Source organism: Williamsia limnetica, from assembly GCF_003217475.1.
Classification (GTDB): Bacteria; Actinomycetota; Actinomycetes; order Mycobacteriales; family Mycobacteriaceae; genus Williamsia; species Williamsia limnetica.
The window spans coordinates 15,567-31,722 of sequence record NZ_QJSP01000031.1; the positions used below are offsets into that span (position 1 = coordinate 15,567).

General features: G+C 62.0%; 18 protein-coding genes and 2 pseudogenes. 9 read left to right on the forward strand and 11 right to left on the reverse strand.

Annotation, left to right across the window (positions count from 1 at the left end):
• Nucleotides 1-60: 60 nt before the first annotated feature.
• A pseudogene (locus DFR67_RS31650) lies at nt 61-300 on the reverse strand (TetR-type transcription factor C-terminal domain-containing protein); the annotation flags it as partial.
• 52 nt (nt 301-352) lie between these two features.
• On the opposite strand from DFR67_RS31650, the pseudogene DFR67_RS31655 reads away from it, so the two are divergent.
• Nucleotides 353-509: pseudogene (locus DFR67_RS31655) on the forward strand (alpha/beta hydrolase); the annotation flags it as partial.
• Nucleotides 510-663: 154 nt separating this feature from the next.
• Here DFR67_RS31655 and DFR67_RS29215 read toward each other — a convergent pair.
• Complete coding sequence (locus DFR67_RS29215; RefSeq protein WP_110472984.1) at nt 664-1,302, reverse strand: class I SAM-dependent methyltransferase; 639 nt, start codon at nt 1,300-1,302, stop codon at nt 664-666.
• Between the two features lie 110 nt (nt 1,303-1,412).
• Here DFR67_RS29215 and DFR67_RS29220 point away from each other — a divergent pair, with 110 nt between their 5' ends.
• Nucleotides 1,413-2,015, forward strand: a complete 603-nt coding sequence (locus DFR67_RS29220) for a helix-turn-helix domain-containing protein (protein ID WP_110472968.1) — start codon at nt 1,413-1,415, stop codon at nt 2,013-2,015.
• A 12-nt stretch (nt 2,016-2,027) separates the two neighbouring features.
• On the opposite strand, the gene DFR67_RS29225 is transcribed toward DFR67_RS29220, so the two are convergent.
• Nucleotides 2,028-2,546 (reverse strand): SRPBCC family protein, encoded by a 519-nt coding sequence (locus DFR67_RS29225; RefSeq protein ID WP_110472969.1) that lies wholly within the window; start codon nt 2,544-2,546, stop codon nt 2,028-2,030.
• Complete coding sequence (locus DFR67_RS29230) at nt 2,543-2,947, reverse strand: ArsR/SmtB family transcription factor (protein WP_110472970.1); 405 nt, start codon at nt 2,945-2,947, stop codon at nt 2,543-2,545. The genes DFR67_RS29225 and DFR67_RS29230 overlap by 4 nt, the downstream gene beginning before the upstream one ends.
• A gap of 209 nt (nt 2,948-3,156) precedes the next feature.
• Here DFR67_RS29230 and DFR67_RS29235 point away from each other — a divergent pair, with 209 nt between their 5' ends.
• Nucleotides 3,157-3,780 carry a hypothetical protein gene (locus DFR67_RS29235; RefSeq protein WP_146240574.1) on the forward strand — a complete coding sequence of 208 codons (624 nt, stop codon included), beginning with the start codon at nt 3,157-3,159 and terminating at the stop codon, nt 3,778-3,780.
• Between the two features lie 6 nt (nt 3,781-3,786).
• Here the strand turns inward: DFR67_RS29235 and DFR67_RS29240 are convergent, their stop codons facing one another.
• Entirely contained in the window at nt 3,787-4,707 is a 921-nt protein-coding gene (locus DFR67_RS29240) for a hypothetical protein (RefSeq protein WP_110472972.1), read from the reverse strand.
• 297 nt (nt 4,708-5,004) lie between these two features.
• Between DFR67_RS29240 and DFR67_RS29245 the strand changes: the two genes are divergently transcribed.
• The 3 genes from DFR67_RS29245 (at nt 5,005) to DFR67_RS29250 (ending at nt 7,196) form a co-directional block, all read left to right on the forward strand.
• On the forward strand, nt 5,005-6,243 hold the full coding sequence (locus tag DFR67_RS29245) for a TY-Chap domain-containing protein (protein WP_110472973.1): 1,239 nt from the start codon (nt 5,005-5,007) through the stop codon (nt 6,241-6,243).
• 143 nt (nt 6,244-6,386) lie between these two features.
• Nucleotides 6,387-6,581, forward strand: a complete 195-nt coding sequence (locus tag DFR67_RS30360) for a hypothetical protein (RefSeq protein WP_146240575.1) — start codon at nt 6,387-6,389, stop codon at nt 6,579-6,581.
• A gap of 300 nt (nt 6,582-6,881) precedes the next feature.
• On the forward strand, nt 6,882-7,196 hold the full coding sequence (locus tag DFR67_RS29250) for a hypothetical protein (RefSeq protein WP_146240576.1): 315 nt from the start codon (nt 6,882-6,884) through the stop codon (nt 7,194-7,196).
• A gap of 33 nt (nt 7,197-7,229) precedes the next feature.
• Here the strand turns inward: DFR67_RS29250 and DFR67_RS29255 are convergent, their stop codons facing one another.
• The 4 genes from DFR67_RS29255 to DFR67_RS29270 form a co-directional block, all read right to left on the reverse strand.
• Nucleotides 7,230-7,481, reverse strand: a complete 252-nt coding sequence (locus DFR67_RS29255; protein WP_110472975.1) for a hypothetical protein — start codon at nt 7,479-7,481, stop codon at nt 7,230-7,232.
• The gene (locus DFR67_RS29260; RefSeq protein WP_110472976.1) at nt 7,478-7,714 is read right to left on the reverse strand and encodes a hypothetical protein; all 237 of its coding nucleotides are present in this window, start codon (nt 7,712-7,714) and stop codon (nt 7,478-7,480) included. The genes DFR67_RS29255 and DFR67_RS29260 overlap by 4 nt, the downstream gene beginning before the upstream one ends.
• Nucleotides 7,715-7,934: 220 nt before the next feature.
• Nucleotides 7,935-8,339, reverse strand: coding sequence for a hypothetical protein (locus tag DFR67_RS29265; protein WP_110472977.1), 405 nt, complete (start codon nt 8,337-8,339; stop codon nt 7,935-7,937).
• A 135-nt stretch (nt 8,340-8,474) separates the two neighbouring features.
• Nucleotides 8,475-9,719: a hypothetical protein gene (locus tag DFR67_RS29270; protein WP_110472978.1), complete on the reverse strand. Its 1,245-nt coding sequence runs from the start codon at nt 9,717-9,719 to the stop codon at nt 8,475-8,477.
• A gap of 633 nt (nt 9,720-10,352) precedes the next feature.
• Between DFR67_RS29270 and DFR67_RS29275 the strand changes: the two genes are divergently transcribed.
• Nucleotides 10,353-12,089, forward strand: coding sequence for a TerD family protein (locus DFR67_RS29275; protein ID WP_245938237.1), 1,737 nt, complete (start codon nt 10,353-10,355; stop codon nt 12,087-12,089).
• A 40-nt stretch (nt 12,090-12,129) separates the two neighbouring features.
• On the opposite strand, the gene DFR67_RS29280 is transcribed toward DFR67_RS29275, so the two are convergent.
• A complete protein-coding gene (locus tag DFR67_RS29280) occupies nt 12,130-12,615 on the reverse strand; it encodes a hypothetical protein (protein ID WP_110472980.1) in 486 nt (161 codons plus the stop codon).
• Nucleotides 12,605-13,519 carry a plasmid pRiA4b ORF-3 family protein gene (locus DFR67_RS29285; RefSeq protein WP_110472981.1) on the reverse strand — a complete coding sequence of 305 codons (915 nt, stop codon included), beginning with the start codon at nt 13,517-13,519 and terminating at the stop codon, nt 12,605-12,607. The genes DFR67_RS29280 and DFR67_RS29285 overlap by 11 nt, the downstream gene beginning before the upstream one ends.
• A 132-nt stretch (nt 13,520-13,651) precedes the next feature.
• Between DFR67_RS29285 and DFR67_RS31660 the strand changes: the two genes are divergently transcribed.
• Complete coding sequence (locus DFR67_RS31660) at nt 13,652-13,969, forward strand: WXG100 family type VII secretion target (RefSeq protein ID WP_110472982.1); 318 nt, start codon at nt 13,652-13,654, stop codon at nt 13,967-13,969.
• Nucleotides 13,970-13,975: 6 nt separating this feature from the next.
• The gene (locus tag DFR67_RS29295; protein ID WP_110472983.1) at nt 13,976-15,400 is read left to right on the forward strand and encodes a hypothetical protein; all 1,425 of its coding nucleotides are present in this window, start codon (nt 13,976-13,978) and stop codon (nt 15,398-15,400) included.
• Nucleotides 15,401-16,156: the final 756 nt, after the last annotated feature.

Consider the following 16,156-nt stretch of genomic DNA (forward strand, 5'->3'; position numbering starts at 1 on the left):
GGCCATGCCGGCGAGCTGCTGAGCGCCGTCGCGATCGGTGTCGGTGTCGCCGGGATGGTGACACCACGCATTCCAATCGACCATGCCGATAAGGCCGAGGGCAGCAACGCATGGATCGGCCGCGCGGAATACTCTGGCGGCGACGCCCTCGTTCATTGCGGTGGTGAACTCCCGAAGCACCTGACGGCGGCTCTGCTGGTACGTGTCCGGCAACGCAGGCGGCAGGTCGGGCTCCGAACGGATCAGCAGGCGAGGGCGATTCTGCGTCTGAGTCTGATGGGGGGCGATCGATGTGTCCATCTTTCGCACCTTCGCGGCCGGGTCGAGATCGGACCGCCGGTTGGTCTCGCGTGTCGCCGCGGGGCAGGTAATTTACATGCGACAACGACTTCGATTCGGTGGTCACGCTCGGACATTCCGGCGGAGGGACGTTGTTTGCGTTTTACCATCAGCAGGCGGGTCTGGCGCCTGGCGAGCGTCTGTCTGTCACGCCGGCGGGTCGACCGGTTGCCGAGATCGGCGGGTGGTGGTGGGGGGCGGTTGCGGCTAGACGTTGTGGGCCGCGGACCAGTACGTAGACGAACGGCACGGCCATGACTGCTGCACCGACACACATGGCGCGCAGTCCTGCTCGGGTGACGTGGATGTGAGGTCAGATTGCCTTCAGGGCCGGCGGACGGCCTTCACGACGACGTCGTGGATCGGGGTTTCGCGACCGTCGGGTCGGGTCATGGTGCGATGTGACTCGCTGGCCGTCTCGACGTCCCAAACGGCTGGATCCAAGCGTGCGGTGATGCTTGCTGCGGTTGCCGAGGCCTCGGCAGGCGGATGACCATGCCCGTGTTCGCCTGCTGCGCCGTGGTTGTCGTGATGAAGATGGCCGACGATGAACAGGATGCCACCAGGTGCGACCCACGAGGCGATGCGGTCGTAGAACTCGAGTTGAGGCATGGCCGGATGGGCGTAATGGGTTGTGACGAGGTCGAACTGACGGTTGGGCTCCCACGTGGACAGGTCGGCCTCGACCCACTGCACCTGATCCGCGACTCCACTTTTAGCGGCGCGCTCGGCGGCGCGAGCGAGAGCCTCGGTGGCGATGTCGGCCGCGGTCACCTCCCAGCCGCGGCTGGCCAACCAGATTGCTTCGGTTCCGGCGCCGCATCCGGCTTCGAGGGCAGTCCCTGGTGTCAGGTCTGCGATGTGTTGCACGAGGTGTGGGTTTGGCTCACCGGCGGCCATCGCGGTTGCGCGATCGCCCTGCCAGATGTCGTCCCAGTAGTTCTTGTCGAACGAGTGCGTCATTCCGGGTCCTTCGTGTTGGTCGGCGGCAGGGGCGCTGACACCCTGTCCCTCGAGAATGGCCAGCGTCAATCGGAAACGCAAACTATGTTGCCAAATGGCAAACTGACCCCATGGACACCGAACGCGCACGTGAGTTGACCGACCGCACCCTCGACGCCGTAGGGCCGCGACTCAAGCAACTGCGGCAGCGACGTGAGATCACGTTGATCGATCTCGCTGCGGAGACAGGGATCTCGACGAGTACGTTGTCCAGGCTCGAAGCCGGCCTGCGGCGTCCCACCCTCGAGCAGTTACTGCCGCTCGCTCGCGCGTACGGCGTCACGCTGGACGAGCTCGTCGATGCGCCGCCGACCGGGGATCCGCGCATCAACATGCGTCCGCTGCCTACCAAAGACGGCTCGACTGTCGTGCCGCTGAGCCGGCGTCCCGGGGGTATCCAGGCCTACAAGTTCGTGTTGCCCGTCGGGCGCGACGATGCCACTCCGGCACTCCGCACGCACGAAGGTTTCGATTGGGCCTTCGTTCTCAACGGCAGGCTCCGGCTCGTGCTCGGCGAACTCGATCTCATCCTCGAACCCGGCGAGGCTGCCGAGTTCGACACCCGCACCCCGCATTGGTTCGGGGCAACCAGCTCCGGTCCCGTCGAGTTTCTCAGCCTCGTCGGCAAACAAGGTGAGCGCGCGCATGTCCGCACCGCGCCCGGACTGGACTGAGCGAGCCGGTTGCTACTTCACGCCGGTCAGCTTCTCCTGAATGGCGAGGTAGTACCCCTTCTGGGCCGGGTAGTAGTCGTCGAAGTCGATGGCGTTCGGATCGGCGTCGGTCAGTGCGGCGACCAGGCGGTCGAGGTAGTACTCCCAGCCGGGTCCGGTGTTCTCGATGGTTTTTGGGTCGTCGATGATCTGGCTCAGCGTCAGCGTCGTGACGCCGTCGGTTTCGACCAATTCGACGATGAGGTCCCAGGTTCCGAAGTCGTCGGTGGTGTGCACCTGCAGGACTCGGGGTGGTTCGCAGCGTCGAATGTTGTAGCGCGCAGGCGTCACATCGTCGCCTTCGGCATTCATGGTGAACTCGACGTATCCCTGTTCTGGGTCGCCGGTGAAGAAGCCGATCCAGCGGGCCAGCCGGTCGGATTCGGTGACGGCTGCCCACACGTCGTCGATCGGGGCGTTGAAGGTGCGGACGAACGACACCGCGTCGCCTTCGTCGCGCTGGCTGAACAGGCCGGTTGGTGTGGTGGTCATGCGGTCTCCTCGTGATCAGTGGTGGACGTGTGGCTTGCTGACGGGCGGCGACGCTGCCGCACGGTGCGGCGTACCTCGGTGTCAAGAGCGTCGAGGGCTGATTCTGGGATCGGCGGGCGGCGGCCAGTGGTGTCTGCGTCTGGGGCCAGGTCCGAGATGAATCGGCGAACCTCGTCGATGGGGTGAGCTTCCAGGCGGTAGTGCCGTTCGCGCCCCTTGTCCTCGGCGACGACCAATCCCGCTTCCGCGAGCACTCGCAGGTGTCGGCTGACCGCCGGCCGCGAGATGGGTTGAGTGTCGGACAGATTGGAGCAGAGGTCGACCACCCGCGTGGGTCCGTCGACCAGTGCGAGCAGGATACGGCGCCGCACCGGGTCGGCGATGGCTTCAAAGACGCTCACGGGACAAATGGTAACCGATCAGTTACCAATTGCGCCAGAGGGGCGCGACCCGCTCACAAAACTTGGTGCCGCTCGCGTTACGGAGCGAGCAGGACTGAGTTTTGCGAGCGGCAGTCGTCAAGGGAGGAGCCGACGCGGTCTGGTGTCGATCGAGCGGGCAATCTGTCGGGTTGCCCTCGCGGGGCTTGATCGGGTGATTGGCTGACACCATGACTGGTGGATCGACGACGTTTCGTAGCCGCTCGACGTGGTCGCGTGTCCGGCTCATCGCTGTAACCCTGTGTGGCCTGCTCATTGCGATGACGGTGTCGGTTGCGATGGCCGGTACGGCCTGTGCTTGCAGTTGCGTCGGCTTCACCGCAGAAGAAGCTGCGTCACGCGCGGATGCTGTCTTCACAGCGAGAGCCACGGACAAGGTGACAGCCGGTATGAACGACATCTACGAGTTCGAGGTGTCCGAGGTCTACAAGGGCGAGGTCGGAAACGTCACCACGGTCGGCACTCCATCGCAGGGTCCTAGCTGCGGAGTGAGCTACGAGGTGGGAGGCGAGTACCTGCTCTTCGTGTCCACCCCCGACGACGTTGACGCTGCATGGGGAAGCAATCTGTGCCTCGGCCCGACAGGACAGGCGGATACGAGGGCGGTCCTCGAACGGATATACGGGCCACCCCAACTCCCGACAGGTTGGGCTCCGGATGTCGGAATCAGTGGTAGCACCGAGGCCAAGGATGCCGTTCCGGTTGCGTTGATTGCGGTTGGCAGCGTCATCGCAGTCGGCGCGGTGTGGTGGGCAACAGTGGCAATCCTCCGCAAGCGTCGAGCGGATGGGTAGCGACCCTCAAGACCCGCCGACCACGATCGGCGTCGGTGGCGTGAAGCTGGTGTTGTCGGGCAAGGAATTCTCGCCGTTTTGATCGCCGACCTGCTTGACTGTTCGCACGCCCGCGAACAGTGAATCACCCTGTCGTGCAAGTGAGTCGTCGTACCACTCGAACCATGGGTATCCGCGACCCATGTAGTCCTCGATGGTGAGGGGCGCATGGTGCGGAGACTCGCCGGTGATCGACTGCCACGCTGAGGAGTTGACGATCCGGACGCTTGCCTCGGTGGGCGCAGCGTCAGACCAGTTCTCGCGCGGTTCGATGGGCGTGGCGATCGACTGGGTGATGGTGCCGCCGGCGCCCAAACCCATCGCGGCATCCGGCGCTGGGCATGCGCAGACCTTGAAATCCATCTGCTGGGCCTTCGGCCGCTGCTCCCACACGTCGCCCTTCAACGGAATCACAGAGAAGTTGACCGACCCGGTGTCAGAGCCAGTCAACTGCTCAGCCACGGAATACCCAGCCCCCAGGGGCATCGCGACGAATTGGCGCACAGTCGTGTCGTCGACCCGGAATCCGTCGAGCCAGGGCTGTTCGGCTGTCTCGACGTAGTCTTCAGTGTCGAAGTCCGGCTTCGCGGTGTATGGCTCGCCGGTGATCGCGTTCAACCCGCCCACGCCGATCTTCAACAGAAACGGATAGTTCATGGGCGCGCTGAAGCTGATCCACATCGCGTCGGACTGCCACATAGGCACCAGGACCTCGCTCGGGTTCTCAGTGCCGCGCAGCGCAAAGGCGCCGAGACTGGGCGGCAGACCGTAGGTGGTCTCGTCGTCGGGGACGCGAAGCGTGCGATGGAACCTGACATTCAATATTGCGTCGGCATGCACTTCGGGGAATGAGAAGACGAGGGTGTCTACTTCGGTCGCGACGGCCATGGGAACTCCGATCTGTGGGATGAGATCAAGGTAAACCAGGGGTCTGACAGGCCCCGAAGACGTTTGCGGGGTCGGTCTCGGCGGCGGCGGCGAGGATGTCGACGGCCCTGAACATCTGGTCGCCATGAGCGGTGGTCTACGAACGCCAATACAGATCGGCACGAGTCCGGATGAGAGGCAGGACGGTGTCGGCAAGCGTGGTCATCGGTCCAGTGTGGCGAACCGGGTCGGGCAGTGTTGTCGTAGGTGCGTTCTATCGTTTCCCTCATTGATCATCGATGCACTGGGGAGGGCATTGTGGGGGAATCTGAGTTCGACGACAACATCGACTTTGACGCGTGCGCGGAGTTGGAGTGGGGCGCGCTGGTCCAGCGACTGGAAGGGCGGTTGGCGACCCTCGAGCGTGAGGAGTTCGTCGAGATAGCGCGGACCGACTCGGGCGGACACCGCCCACTCTTGGCCTTCACTAAAACGGGTTCGGGCCGTTTGCGATGCACAATCAGCGGTGCTGCATTTCCAGTCAGCTTTACACCCGACGAGTACCGAGCAATGCGCGCGCGATATGCCGCATTGATTGACCTGGGTTGGCGCGAACTGCGTGATGGGACAACGATCAACGAGGTCGGTAAGAGAAGCGTGGGTGAGCTTGCCTCGGCCGTGGTCCGGGCGTTGCGCGAAGTATGGGAGATCGAGGACCGGTCGGTTCTGGACGTCCACGATCCGTTTGGTCCCAAGTTCGAAAAGCCGTCCAAGCCATCACCGCGCAGAGCAGCTGACCTACCATCCAAACGCGCGACTCTTGGAGTGGTCCCTCGCGATGCAGCTCACCTGCTGGAGATGGCTCGCCGAACTTTAGCCGAGGACAGCGGGGATTCTGTCGAGATTGATGACAATGCTATTCGCTTCACGACTCTTGGTGGCGTGTATACCAAGCTCCTGGTATCGCCGCAGGCGATGAGGCTCGAGTTCTGCACGATCTTGGCGCATGGGACCCCGGACATGGACCTGCTCGGCGCGGTGGTCGCTGAGCATTCGTCGCGGTGGCCAGAGATCTCGGTCGTGGTTACCAAGGGCCATGTTTTCGGCGTGCGAGCCGTAGAAGCTTCCGTGTACTGCTCTGCCAATCTGTTGCAGGCGCTGGCGGCTTGGCTGGAGTACTGCCACGACGGATCGATTGACATCGTCGAACAGTTTAGCCCGGAAATGGTTGCGCAAAAAGATATTTCGCCTGACGAGCTGCCCGATGGTCTCTCGAAGATGATGGCGAAGTTTGCCGAGGACCCGTCGACAACGACTCCAGATTCAATCATGCGGTCCTGCCGAGCCAATGCTCCGATGCTCCGCCGATATGCCCGCATCTGCGGCACGCTGATCGATGAACGGCTGGGGATGGAGCAGTACGCAATTGCGCACGGCTACCCTGACAGCCAGGTTGAACGTTGCCGACAACGCCGTGTGGAAATCGAACGGTTTCTGTCCGTACTGCTCGATGCCGTAACCCTTGCCGCAGAACATAACGTTGCCTGGAATGGATAGGGAGACTACGACGGCAGGAGCTTGGAAAGGACGGCGACTGGTGCCGGGTCGCAGGGTGTTCGAGCTCAGAGGTATCGGCAGGTTCTTGCTGATGAAGGTGACACCGGCGAGGTTGGGACGGATACTGGCAACGAGGAGGACAGATGACCATGGGTAAAACGAGGAAATCTGCGATGACGCGGCGCGCACGGCCTCTAGAAGTGCGCCAGGCAGCGGCACGCATGGTCATCGCCGCCAATACCGCCAACGGCAAGGCAACGGACCCTCGGATCATTGCCGTCGCCGAGGGGCGCGTGAACACCAGCAACGCGGACAGCCCTGAAGTGCCCCGCGACTAGAATTGAGATCTGACGTACCCATCGGTACCGCTCGGAACACGCCGGTTCGCGACGCGTCGCCCGCACGTCCGCGCACTACCATCATCTCCTGATGGCGTCGAAACGATGAAGGAAGAAGCGCCGGTCGAAGGGCCCCGGGCCGTCGCCGCCCCCGCGGAGAACGGTGAAGGTTGTCAGTCCACGCGGGGTAAGTCGCCCGACGACGCCTTCTGGTTCCAAGGGTGAGACAGCGATCTCCATGGTCCCGCCGTGGACCGTCGCATTTGTATAGTCAGCGAGATTCCGAATATTGGGGTTCGGATGACGCGTTTGGGGGTGGGTGCTGAGGTGGTCGACACCGAGCTCGATGACGAAGACCATCGCGAGAGTGTTCTGAGACCGGTTGCTGCTCCTAGCTTTCGGCGTCTGCTCGGATCATCTCTGTTGTGGGCGATACCAGTTTCGTATCTTGCCTGCAGTGGCAGTGTGACCGTCGCGGTGGTGATCGGAATGCTCGGCGACGGTTACGACGCTTCGTCGTCCAGCTTTGTCAGTGCTGTCATGGTCGGGTTCTTCCTCTGGGGGACAATGATCTTCGTAGCCACCACTACATCACCATTCCGGCTCTTGCGATAGCGATCGCGGTCGTCCGGTACGCGCTGCGCGGACTCAGAGCAGAACTTCCAGGGTGAAATAACCTGCCGCGAATCCGACGCCCACCAAAGCGCCGCTGAGAATCGCCCACCCCAGTGACGCCCAGCGTCGGGAGAACAGCAGAAATGACGTGAATGCGTATAGGCACAACAGAAGTCCGTACGTGGCGATCCCGAGTAGCAGGATCAGTGTGCCGACGAGGATGCCGACTGACTTCGTCAACGCATCATCTTGTCGCGCTGCCTGGGTGACCGGATCTGTGTTCATCGAAGGAGGCCGGCGATCACGAAGGAACCTGAGAAGCAGAAGGCGGTGAATGCGGGCACCATCGCTGAGCAGAACACTATCGAAGCAGCATTGGTGGCTTCGACACCGCGTGTCCGGAGGGCGGCGGCCACAAGGATGCCGATGCCGATGATCGTTCCGGCGGCAGCAAGGATCACGCTGTCATCGAGGCAGGCGTAGACGCTCAGTTGCACGCCGGCTGCAAGGGCGACCATGGGGGAGAACGCGCGCGGTGTGCTAGTACTAAAAAGAATGCAAAAAGGGCCTATCACCTGGTGTCTCGTCACCGCGCCTTCCAATCCTCGTATCCGTCCGACAATCGTTGGACGGCTCGAACGCGCCGTCGGTTCCAAGCTCGCGCGCGATCGACCTGGGTCGCTGCCGTGGATCCGTCGCCCTCACGGTTCTATCGCCACACTATGAACGAAGCACAGCTCAAATGGCGCTTGTCTTCCAGGAGATCAGCGTCTGGCCAGGAAAGCACTCTGATACGACCAAGAGCGCACGGTACTGCGATGAATCATTGACGAGAACAACATCTTCGGCGTCGACACGCTGAGGAAGATTGCCTGAGGGACGGGTATCGCAAGGAGGTCGAGATTCGTTGCACGCGTACTCATCGGCGAAGGCTTCTTCCAGCTGGTCGCGGTAATACTGCGCGACGTAAGGTTTCCACTCGCTCGTCGGCAGTAGGAACGAGAGGTCGGTACAGTTTCCTTTGGCTGATGAATCAGTGTACGAAACTACCTTGCGCGCGCTGTCCGGAATGGTGACCTTCAACACCCCCGCGGCCTTCTCAGGGTTATCTGTGTCGAACTTGGCTGCAATGTCGCATCCCATAGCTCCAACGGCGAACGTAAGTATGAGTGCGAGGCAACAGAATAATCGGTAGAAAGTCGGTGTTGACGGTTTGAGGTCAGTAGTCATTGCTCTGTTCTCGGGAGTCGGTGGAGGCGATTCGTGGCGTCGGTTCGTCTAATGCGGCAGGGACAACTTGGTGGTCCGGTTGCTAGATGTGCCGACCACGTCGAAGTTTTGAGCCCACCCAGCGCGGTGTAGATCGTTGAGGTCAGACGGCTCCGGGTACCAATGCTTTTCAGTCGTTTCCCAGTTGTAATAGTCGTACACCGTGGTCCGGTAAGAAAGGTCATAACCCTGTTGGTCGGAGCTAGGTATCGCTACTCCTGTCGACTCGAAGCTAAAAGTACCGAGAGCTAGATACCAATCGGGATCGGTGATCGGGTCAGCCCGATATTCTCCCAAGGGCCCGCCGTACACACCCTCGAAGACGACGGGTCCCGTGTACCCGTCCGGCAGCATGTTCCGCGTCTTTCCGAACATTTGGATCGCCTGCTGTTCTGCTCGCTCGCCCGCCCGAGGAAGTTCGCCGAGCACTGCGTCGACATCGACTGCGTATGCGAGGCCCTTGTTCTTGAGGTAGTGGTTCAGGAGCTTCGGCGACTGCTCCAAGCCGCCCTTGTAGGTACCTTGGCCACTGAACCGAGCGCCCGCTCTTAACGCAGTCAGGCCGAGTTCGTCGAGTAGTCCAGAGTCGACAGAATCGTAGTCTTTCGGCCCAGAACCATCCTGATCAGCATCGATCCTCGGCCCCTTCGGTTTGGGTGGCTTCGGTATCGCTTCGGTTGGATGAAATGGGCGCTCCTCGGCAGTCACTCCGAGCAGCGCATTGGTGATCTTCCAATCCGCGTACTCCGCACCCATCGAGGCGTTGGCAAGCAGGAGTTTGAGTTGACGCTGCAGTTGCGCAGCGTTCCTCTCGGCTTCCTGGACAAGGCCGATGCCGGGCCCCGTGCCCTGAGTCTCGGCGTAGAACGCCCGGAAGGCGGCTGTAACTGTCACCGAACCATCGTCGGCGACAGAGTAGACCGGTCCGACAACAGACGACTTCGCCTCTGCGTCGTCGACGAGACGCACGATCTCGGCCTTGAGTAGCCCCAGCTGTTCGGCCGCAGTCCTGAGCTCTGTGGCCGCCGCTCGCCACCGGGTCGCACGCTCTGTGAGATTGGTCGACTCGATGGCTGCTCGCACAGCGGCCCGGTCTCTGGAATCGCCGTCCCAGCTGGGGTCGACGCCCGCGAGGCCGTTGGTCACCGTGAGGGCACTGTCCTCGAATGTCTGGGCACCGGTGTCCGCGCTATCGGCGGAGGAGACCAGCGTTGCCAAGTCCCACGACCGAATCTGGGAGATGGAGACCGACACCGATACTGCCCCGGGTCGATACCGGAGGCGTTCGCGTAGTCAGCGTTCTCCAACTCCTCCGCTGTCGACCGAATCGCCAGCGAGAGCGCGTCGAGGCTGTCGCGGTACTCGGCCACCGTGATGCCCTCGGTGCAGGCATGAGTGGACAGGCCACGGACGAGCGCAGTGCCTGTGCACGCGGTAGCCGCCGCACTGAACACTGTGTACGTCGATAGCGTCGATGTCATCAGACACTGCAGCGACGCTCTTAGACCATTCGCGCAGCAACGCAGGATCTACCCGCACATCATCCCCCCGGATCCCAGAACTAGAGGCCAAACCGTACCAGGCGGGAGTCTGAACAGGTACGCGCGAGGAAGCCTTCGTGGTCGTCATCGAAAGGGGGCGCGTCGCACGCGCCGTACTACTGTCAGCTTATGTTCCCGCTCGGAGAACTTGGTCCCGCTCGCGCCACGGAGCGAGCGGGACCAAGTTTCGCGAGCGGGAGTTGTCGCAAAGGCAGATGTCGCGCGTAGTCGCTTCGTAGGAATTATGCAGCCGCCCCGACATATTGGCCGGTATTCACCGCATTGCCCGCTACGATCTGGACCAATGCCCGACGGCGCAGGCTTTGCGACAAGACAGGACTCATCCGTGCCGCATTCGGCGAGCAAATGGGCAGTGGTCGATGTGGAGACATCGGGTCTGAGTCCGAATCACCATCGAGTGCTGAGTCTGGCGGTGATCGCACTCGATCGTGACGGCCGGGTGGAGGACGAGTTCACCACATTATTTAATCCAGGATGCGACCCCGGGCCTGTACACATCCACGGCCTGACGTTGGATCGTCTGGCGGGAGCACCGACGTTCGACCAGATCACGCCGAGACTGACCGCGATGCTGGCTGGACGGACTCTGGTGGCCCACAACGCGACCTTCGATCACGGCTTCCTGGCGTCGGAGCTCACCCGAGCGAACACGTCGTCGTCGATCAACCATCGCTTGTGCACGATGACTCTCAGTCGCCGCCTTCAGCTCGAAGTTCCGAACCACAAGCTGTCGACGCTGGCCCGGCACTGGAAGATTCAGCAGCGGAATGCCCACGACGCTTTCGATGACGCAAGGGTGACCTCGCAGGTCTTCGCGCACAGCGCCGCGCTGGCCAGGTCGCTGGGGATGCCGTTGCCGGTGGTCAACTGCGCCCTCGCGAGCCGGGCGTATCCGGACACCGTGGTCCGGGTCCCATGCCCATGGGTCAATCCCGGCCGTTTCGATGCCCATGGCGTGTTGGTGCAGGGCATGAAGGTCGCGATCACCGGCGACACCCGAATCCCACGGCTTGAACTGGCTGCCCGAATGACGGCCGCCGGACTCGACGTCATGAACTCGGTCAGTGGGCGCACGGGTGTGGTCGTGTGCAACGAGCCGCACATCGGAACTCGCAAGCTCGAACGCGCCCGGGCTGAAGGTCTCGCGGTCCTCAGCGAGGGGCAGATCCTGCAGCTGTTACGCGATGTTCGTGTCGGTGTGCGCAAGAGTGATGCGCAACAGCCGGTTCGCAAGCGGGCACCCCGACCGACGGCACCGGAACCGCAGCTCCCATGGTCCGGTCGGCGAGTGCTGGTTGTGGGCGGAGCACACGACGAGGCTGCCGCCGTGCGACTTCGGCTTATCGAACTGGGTGCCCGCCCCTCTGTGAATCTCAGTGCCGGCGTCACCCACGTGGTTATTCTTGATGGAGGTGAGAAGGATTCGCGGATGACGCGGATTCGTGAGCGCGGGCTACCGACGGTGCCCGGCTCAGAAGTCCTGGGCGATGTTACGACCGTGGACGTGCCGAACCCACAGGCTGAGATCCGTCAGGCCGCGGTGGCGTTGAGCCGCGGCGCTGTCATCGATATGCCGGACTGGGCAGTGACATTCGGATTGAATGTCAGCTGGAGTGCGGCACAGGCGCAGAACTTCGAGGTGGACATCGTGGCCTTCGAACTGGGTGCCGACGAACGCGTGGGGTCCGACGAGGACTTCGTCTTCTACAACCAGCCGGCGAGTGCCGATGGGGGAGTGCGACTGTCGGTGGATGGCGACTGCGAGCAAGGTGTGCGGATCGACCTGACCCACGTCGATGGCGACGTTCATAGGATTGCCATCGCCGCCGCGATCGACGGCGACGGCACGTTCGGCGACGTCGGCGCGCTCGCCGTTGAGGTGGCGACGGATGACCAGGCGATCGCTTCGTCGGTGCTCGATGCGGGGACGTCGGAACAGACCATGCTCATTGCCGAGGTCTACCGTCGCCACGGTGTGTGGCGGCTACGCGCGGTGGGTCAGGGGTACGACCATGGTCTCGCAGAACTGGCTGCGGGGTATGGGGTCGACGTCGATTCGTGAAGAGTGACTGGCACTGTCAGCAAGATGTTCGGCGAGACGACTAGACCCGTTGGTCGAGCTGCAACGCAGCGCGGGCGAAAGTCGGCATCCAATCAGGGAAGCCCTCGTCAGACAGAAACTTGCAACCGGGATGTGTGCCGATTACCGCGAGAAATCTCCTCACCGGAATGGTTGCACCCGAGAACGCGCGAGGGTTGTCGGCGCGCCAGCCGAGGGCAGGCATCAGGTCGTTCGCCAGGTCCCTGACCGGCACTCCAGCGGCGAGGGCAAGCAGGGCGATGGTCCCGCCTTCGCGGTCGGACTCGTCCTTCCCGCGCGGGACCCGCGAGGCCACATGACGCCACAACGCCTGCGGATCGCCTGCGAGTTTCGCGGCGATCTTCGTTTGAATCAACTCGCCCTTGACTTTACGGGCCAATCCGAGGGCGACGATCGACTCCTGCATCTCTTTCGCTTGCGGGTGGTCGCTGCCCCGATTGCTGGTGGCGTAAAACTTCAAACCGTCCCAACCCAATTCAGCTCGCATCGCTGCGATGGTCGCCGGAGGTAGATGGCCCCCACCCCGTAAGCTTCAGGCGGTCCCCGATGTGATGGACCATCCAGATGATCTTGGCCATCGCTGCGGTCGCTGTCGCATCGTCGACGTCGGCGGTCTGGTTCAGGTCAGCACGGGACAGCACGTCCGCCAGGGCCGGCAGCGCGGGAGGCGTGACCCGGGTGATCAGATCTGCGACCAACGCGGATGCAGCGGCGGCAGACCTCAGGGTCTCCCCATTGCGAGTGCGTGCGGTCAACGTTTGGTTGATTGCGTCGCGGTCGAAGTGTTCGGGGTCGAAGGGTCCCGCCCATGCGGTCATGTGCTGGTGCTCGGGATGGCCGGTGTCGGCGAGGACGGCGAGCAGGTCGGCGTATCCGTGCGGTCCGCCGCAGTCCTCTGGCGGACAGGCCCGCGCGCCGTCGGGACAGCTCGCTCCGGAGATGTCGTCGCCGACGATGGCCTCGAGGGTCAGTTGGTGCGCCCAATCATCGCCGAAGTCGTACAGGTAAATGATTGATTCGCCGGGTTCGGTCAGCAACTCCTCGAGCCGCACGTCGAGCTCGAGATGGTTCACGCTGGGGAGGTCATCGAATCCTTCGTCGAGAGACGATTGCATGACGAAGCTGACGGCGTCGTGAGCCCACGGCTCGTCGCCGAGCACGAACTTGTGTAGGTGGTAGTCCTCCCAGCCCATGACGATCTGCAGCACGTCGTGGAGGTACGGGAGCTCAATGGACGACGGGACTTCGAGGGTTCGCCAGATCGCGGGTTCGATGTCGCACAGGACCACGCGTAGCCGGTACTGCACAGGGTGCTCGCGCGGTGGGTGACGATACCGGGAGCTGGCGTCACCGACGAGGCGCAGGTGACGGTGGGCCGATCCAGGAGACATGGGTATTGCCCGTACCGGGGACTGGTATTGCCTGCCGGAAGGTTTTCTCGGCAGGTGTTCTGACGTTCGTTGTATAGTCGTTCGAAGATTCAGGACACGGGCTTCTGTCTAGCGCTGGGGGGTGCTGCTGTGATGACGGATTTCGCCATCGCCACCGATCAAATGTTTGCAACCGCTGCGAGGTTGGCAACGCACCACGCGAATAGTGATGAGCATTTTCGCGAGCGACATAGTCAACTTTCGGGGGCCGTAGAGGCTGGCTGGGTTGGTAGGTCGGCCAACGTGATGTCCGGCGCTCTGGGCCGGTGGCAATCAGACGCCAACGTCATAGTCGCTCGGATTGCGGGTCACTCAGCGGGCGTCGTGCGCTCCACGAATCAGTTTGTTGACGTGGACGACACGGCAGCAGGTTCGCTGGCGCCGGGTACGCCTTCGACACTCGACCTGTAGCCATCGATGACGATCACGATCGCCGATATCGATCGATGGAACCCCGCGGACATCGAGCGCGTATTCAAAGTTTGTGAAGTAACGGCCAACCATTGCGGAGAAACATCCGATGGCTTGGCAAACCTGGGTGTATTTGGTTCGTGGGCGGGCGACGCGGCGGAAGCTGCGGCGAGATCTATAGGGAAGACGAAGGTCGATCTCGACTTACACGCAACTGAAGTCATGGCGATCGCCTATGCAGCTAAGACGGCAGTCGGGGAAGTCGAGGAGGTCAAAGCCACGCTCAAGGCGGTGCGAGCAGACTCGGACAGACTGGGTTTCGAGATCGATTCCGCGACCGGCAAGGTCTTCGATCCCGATCCGCCGACTATGCAAGGCTGGCCCCAGGAGGACAAAGCGACGTATTACGACGCTCAACGCACACTTCAGGCCAGGGTCAATAACCTGCTACACGCTGCGGACCGTGCAGACGATGACCTTGCGGTGGCAATTCAGGGAGCACTCGGCGAGTTGCCCATCACAGACGTACGCGACACACCCAATGCGATTGGTGAAAGTAGTGTTAACCGTCATCAAAATCAGTCGAGTGCGTTCCAAGAGGTTTATGGTCGAGTACCTCGAACGGAGAACGAATGGCGAATGGCTGAGGCGCTCGACACTGAGACTTACGATTCGAAGAATATGGGTGCCAACGCGAATGTGGTCGTAGGTACGATCGAGCCCCGACCCGGGCATGGCATCGTTCGAACCAATCTCTACATCCCGGGGAAAGAAGCCCAGAACATTACGCTCAACCCGGGTGACGTGTTGGACGGGCGCGCGTTCCCAAACAATTACGGTGACAACCGCGGACCTGACCCGGACGCATCAGCTGAGCAATCCCGGGTCTCGATCTACGTGGATTACGAGAACGGAGTTGTTGTGGCCCGGCAGAACCCGACGGTGGTGACTAGCGGCCCCAATCCCCCGAAGGCTGACGTGCCCGAAGTTCACGTCGCGCAGGCACCGGACGGGTCAGTTCGGGTGCATTACTTCGCCACGGACACCTACCAACCCGAGATGGGAAAGAACCTTGGAGTCGGGGTCGAAGGCGACCTCACCATGAAGCCGAACGACAATGGCTCTGTTGATGTCGGAGGAAAGATTGGAACCTTTCCTTCTGCCGAGGTGTACCAGTACAACGAAGACGGGACTGCCAGAACACTTGCAACCCATGAGGCGACGAAATCGGAGTGGGGTCCCTTGAAGAATCTTCCTAAAGGCCCGAATCACGAAATCGGCGTGGATGTTCCACAGATCGGTGAAACGCCTAAAGCATCTCCTCAGATGGGGTATCCGGGAACCCAGCAGAGCAACGCGCCGGTGGTCGGGACCGAGTTGGGTTCGCCCGCAGCTCCTCCCCGAGTGGGGATTGTAGAGATTCATAAGTGAGCGTAAAACAAAACCAAACCTTCTGGCGTCTGTGGCGATCTTCACTGCTGTGGGCCATCCCGGCTTCGTATCTGACGTGCGGACTCGGGTTTTCAATTGCCCTGACAATCGGTTTGATTGGCGACGGATACTCAGACTCTTTAGCGGACTACCTGAGTGCTGTTCTGATTGGATTCTTTTTCTGGGGTACCGTGATTTTCATCGGAACATGCTACATTGTGATACCGCTGTTCAGTGTATTGATCGCGGTGCTTCGCTACTCTTGGCACCACTGGCGTCAGCGGGGTGCGGTGGACGCGTCCGGCCACGGCCTTCCTAGCGGCTAGTAGCTCTGAGATTTGCAGGCACGGAAAGTATGTGGGCCACAACCGGAAGTGCGAGCGGTCTGGCCCGGGTGATCAAGTCTGGGACAACCCAGACGCTGCTGCGTCAGAGTTCAGGGGCGTCCTACTGGCTGTTCAGCGCCGGCGGGCCGGCGAGGCTAGAGGATGAAGACAAAGGCCACTACCGAACCGGCGCTGCTGGGAACGCCGATGAGCGCCATTGTCACGCTCGTCCACCCCCGAACGCCAGAGGGGCCCAAGGTGAATGCGCGAAGGCCCACCGCGTATCCAGCCATGGACAACAACAGAGCTGCGACAGAGAAGATGAGCAATCGTGGTGTCAGCGGTCACGTAATTCCCCAGGTTGATGGGGTTGTCCGTCACGTAATTCCCCACCTGGCCGTCACGTAATTCCCCACCCTGGGGTGTGTCG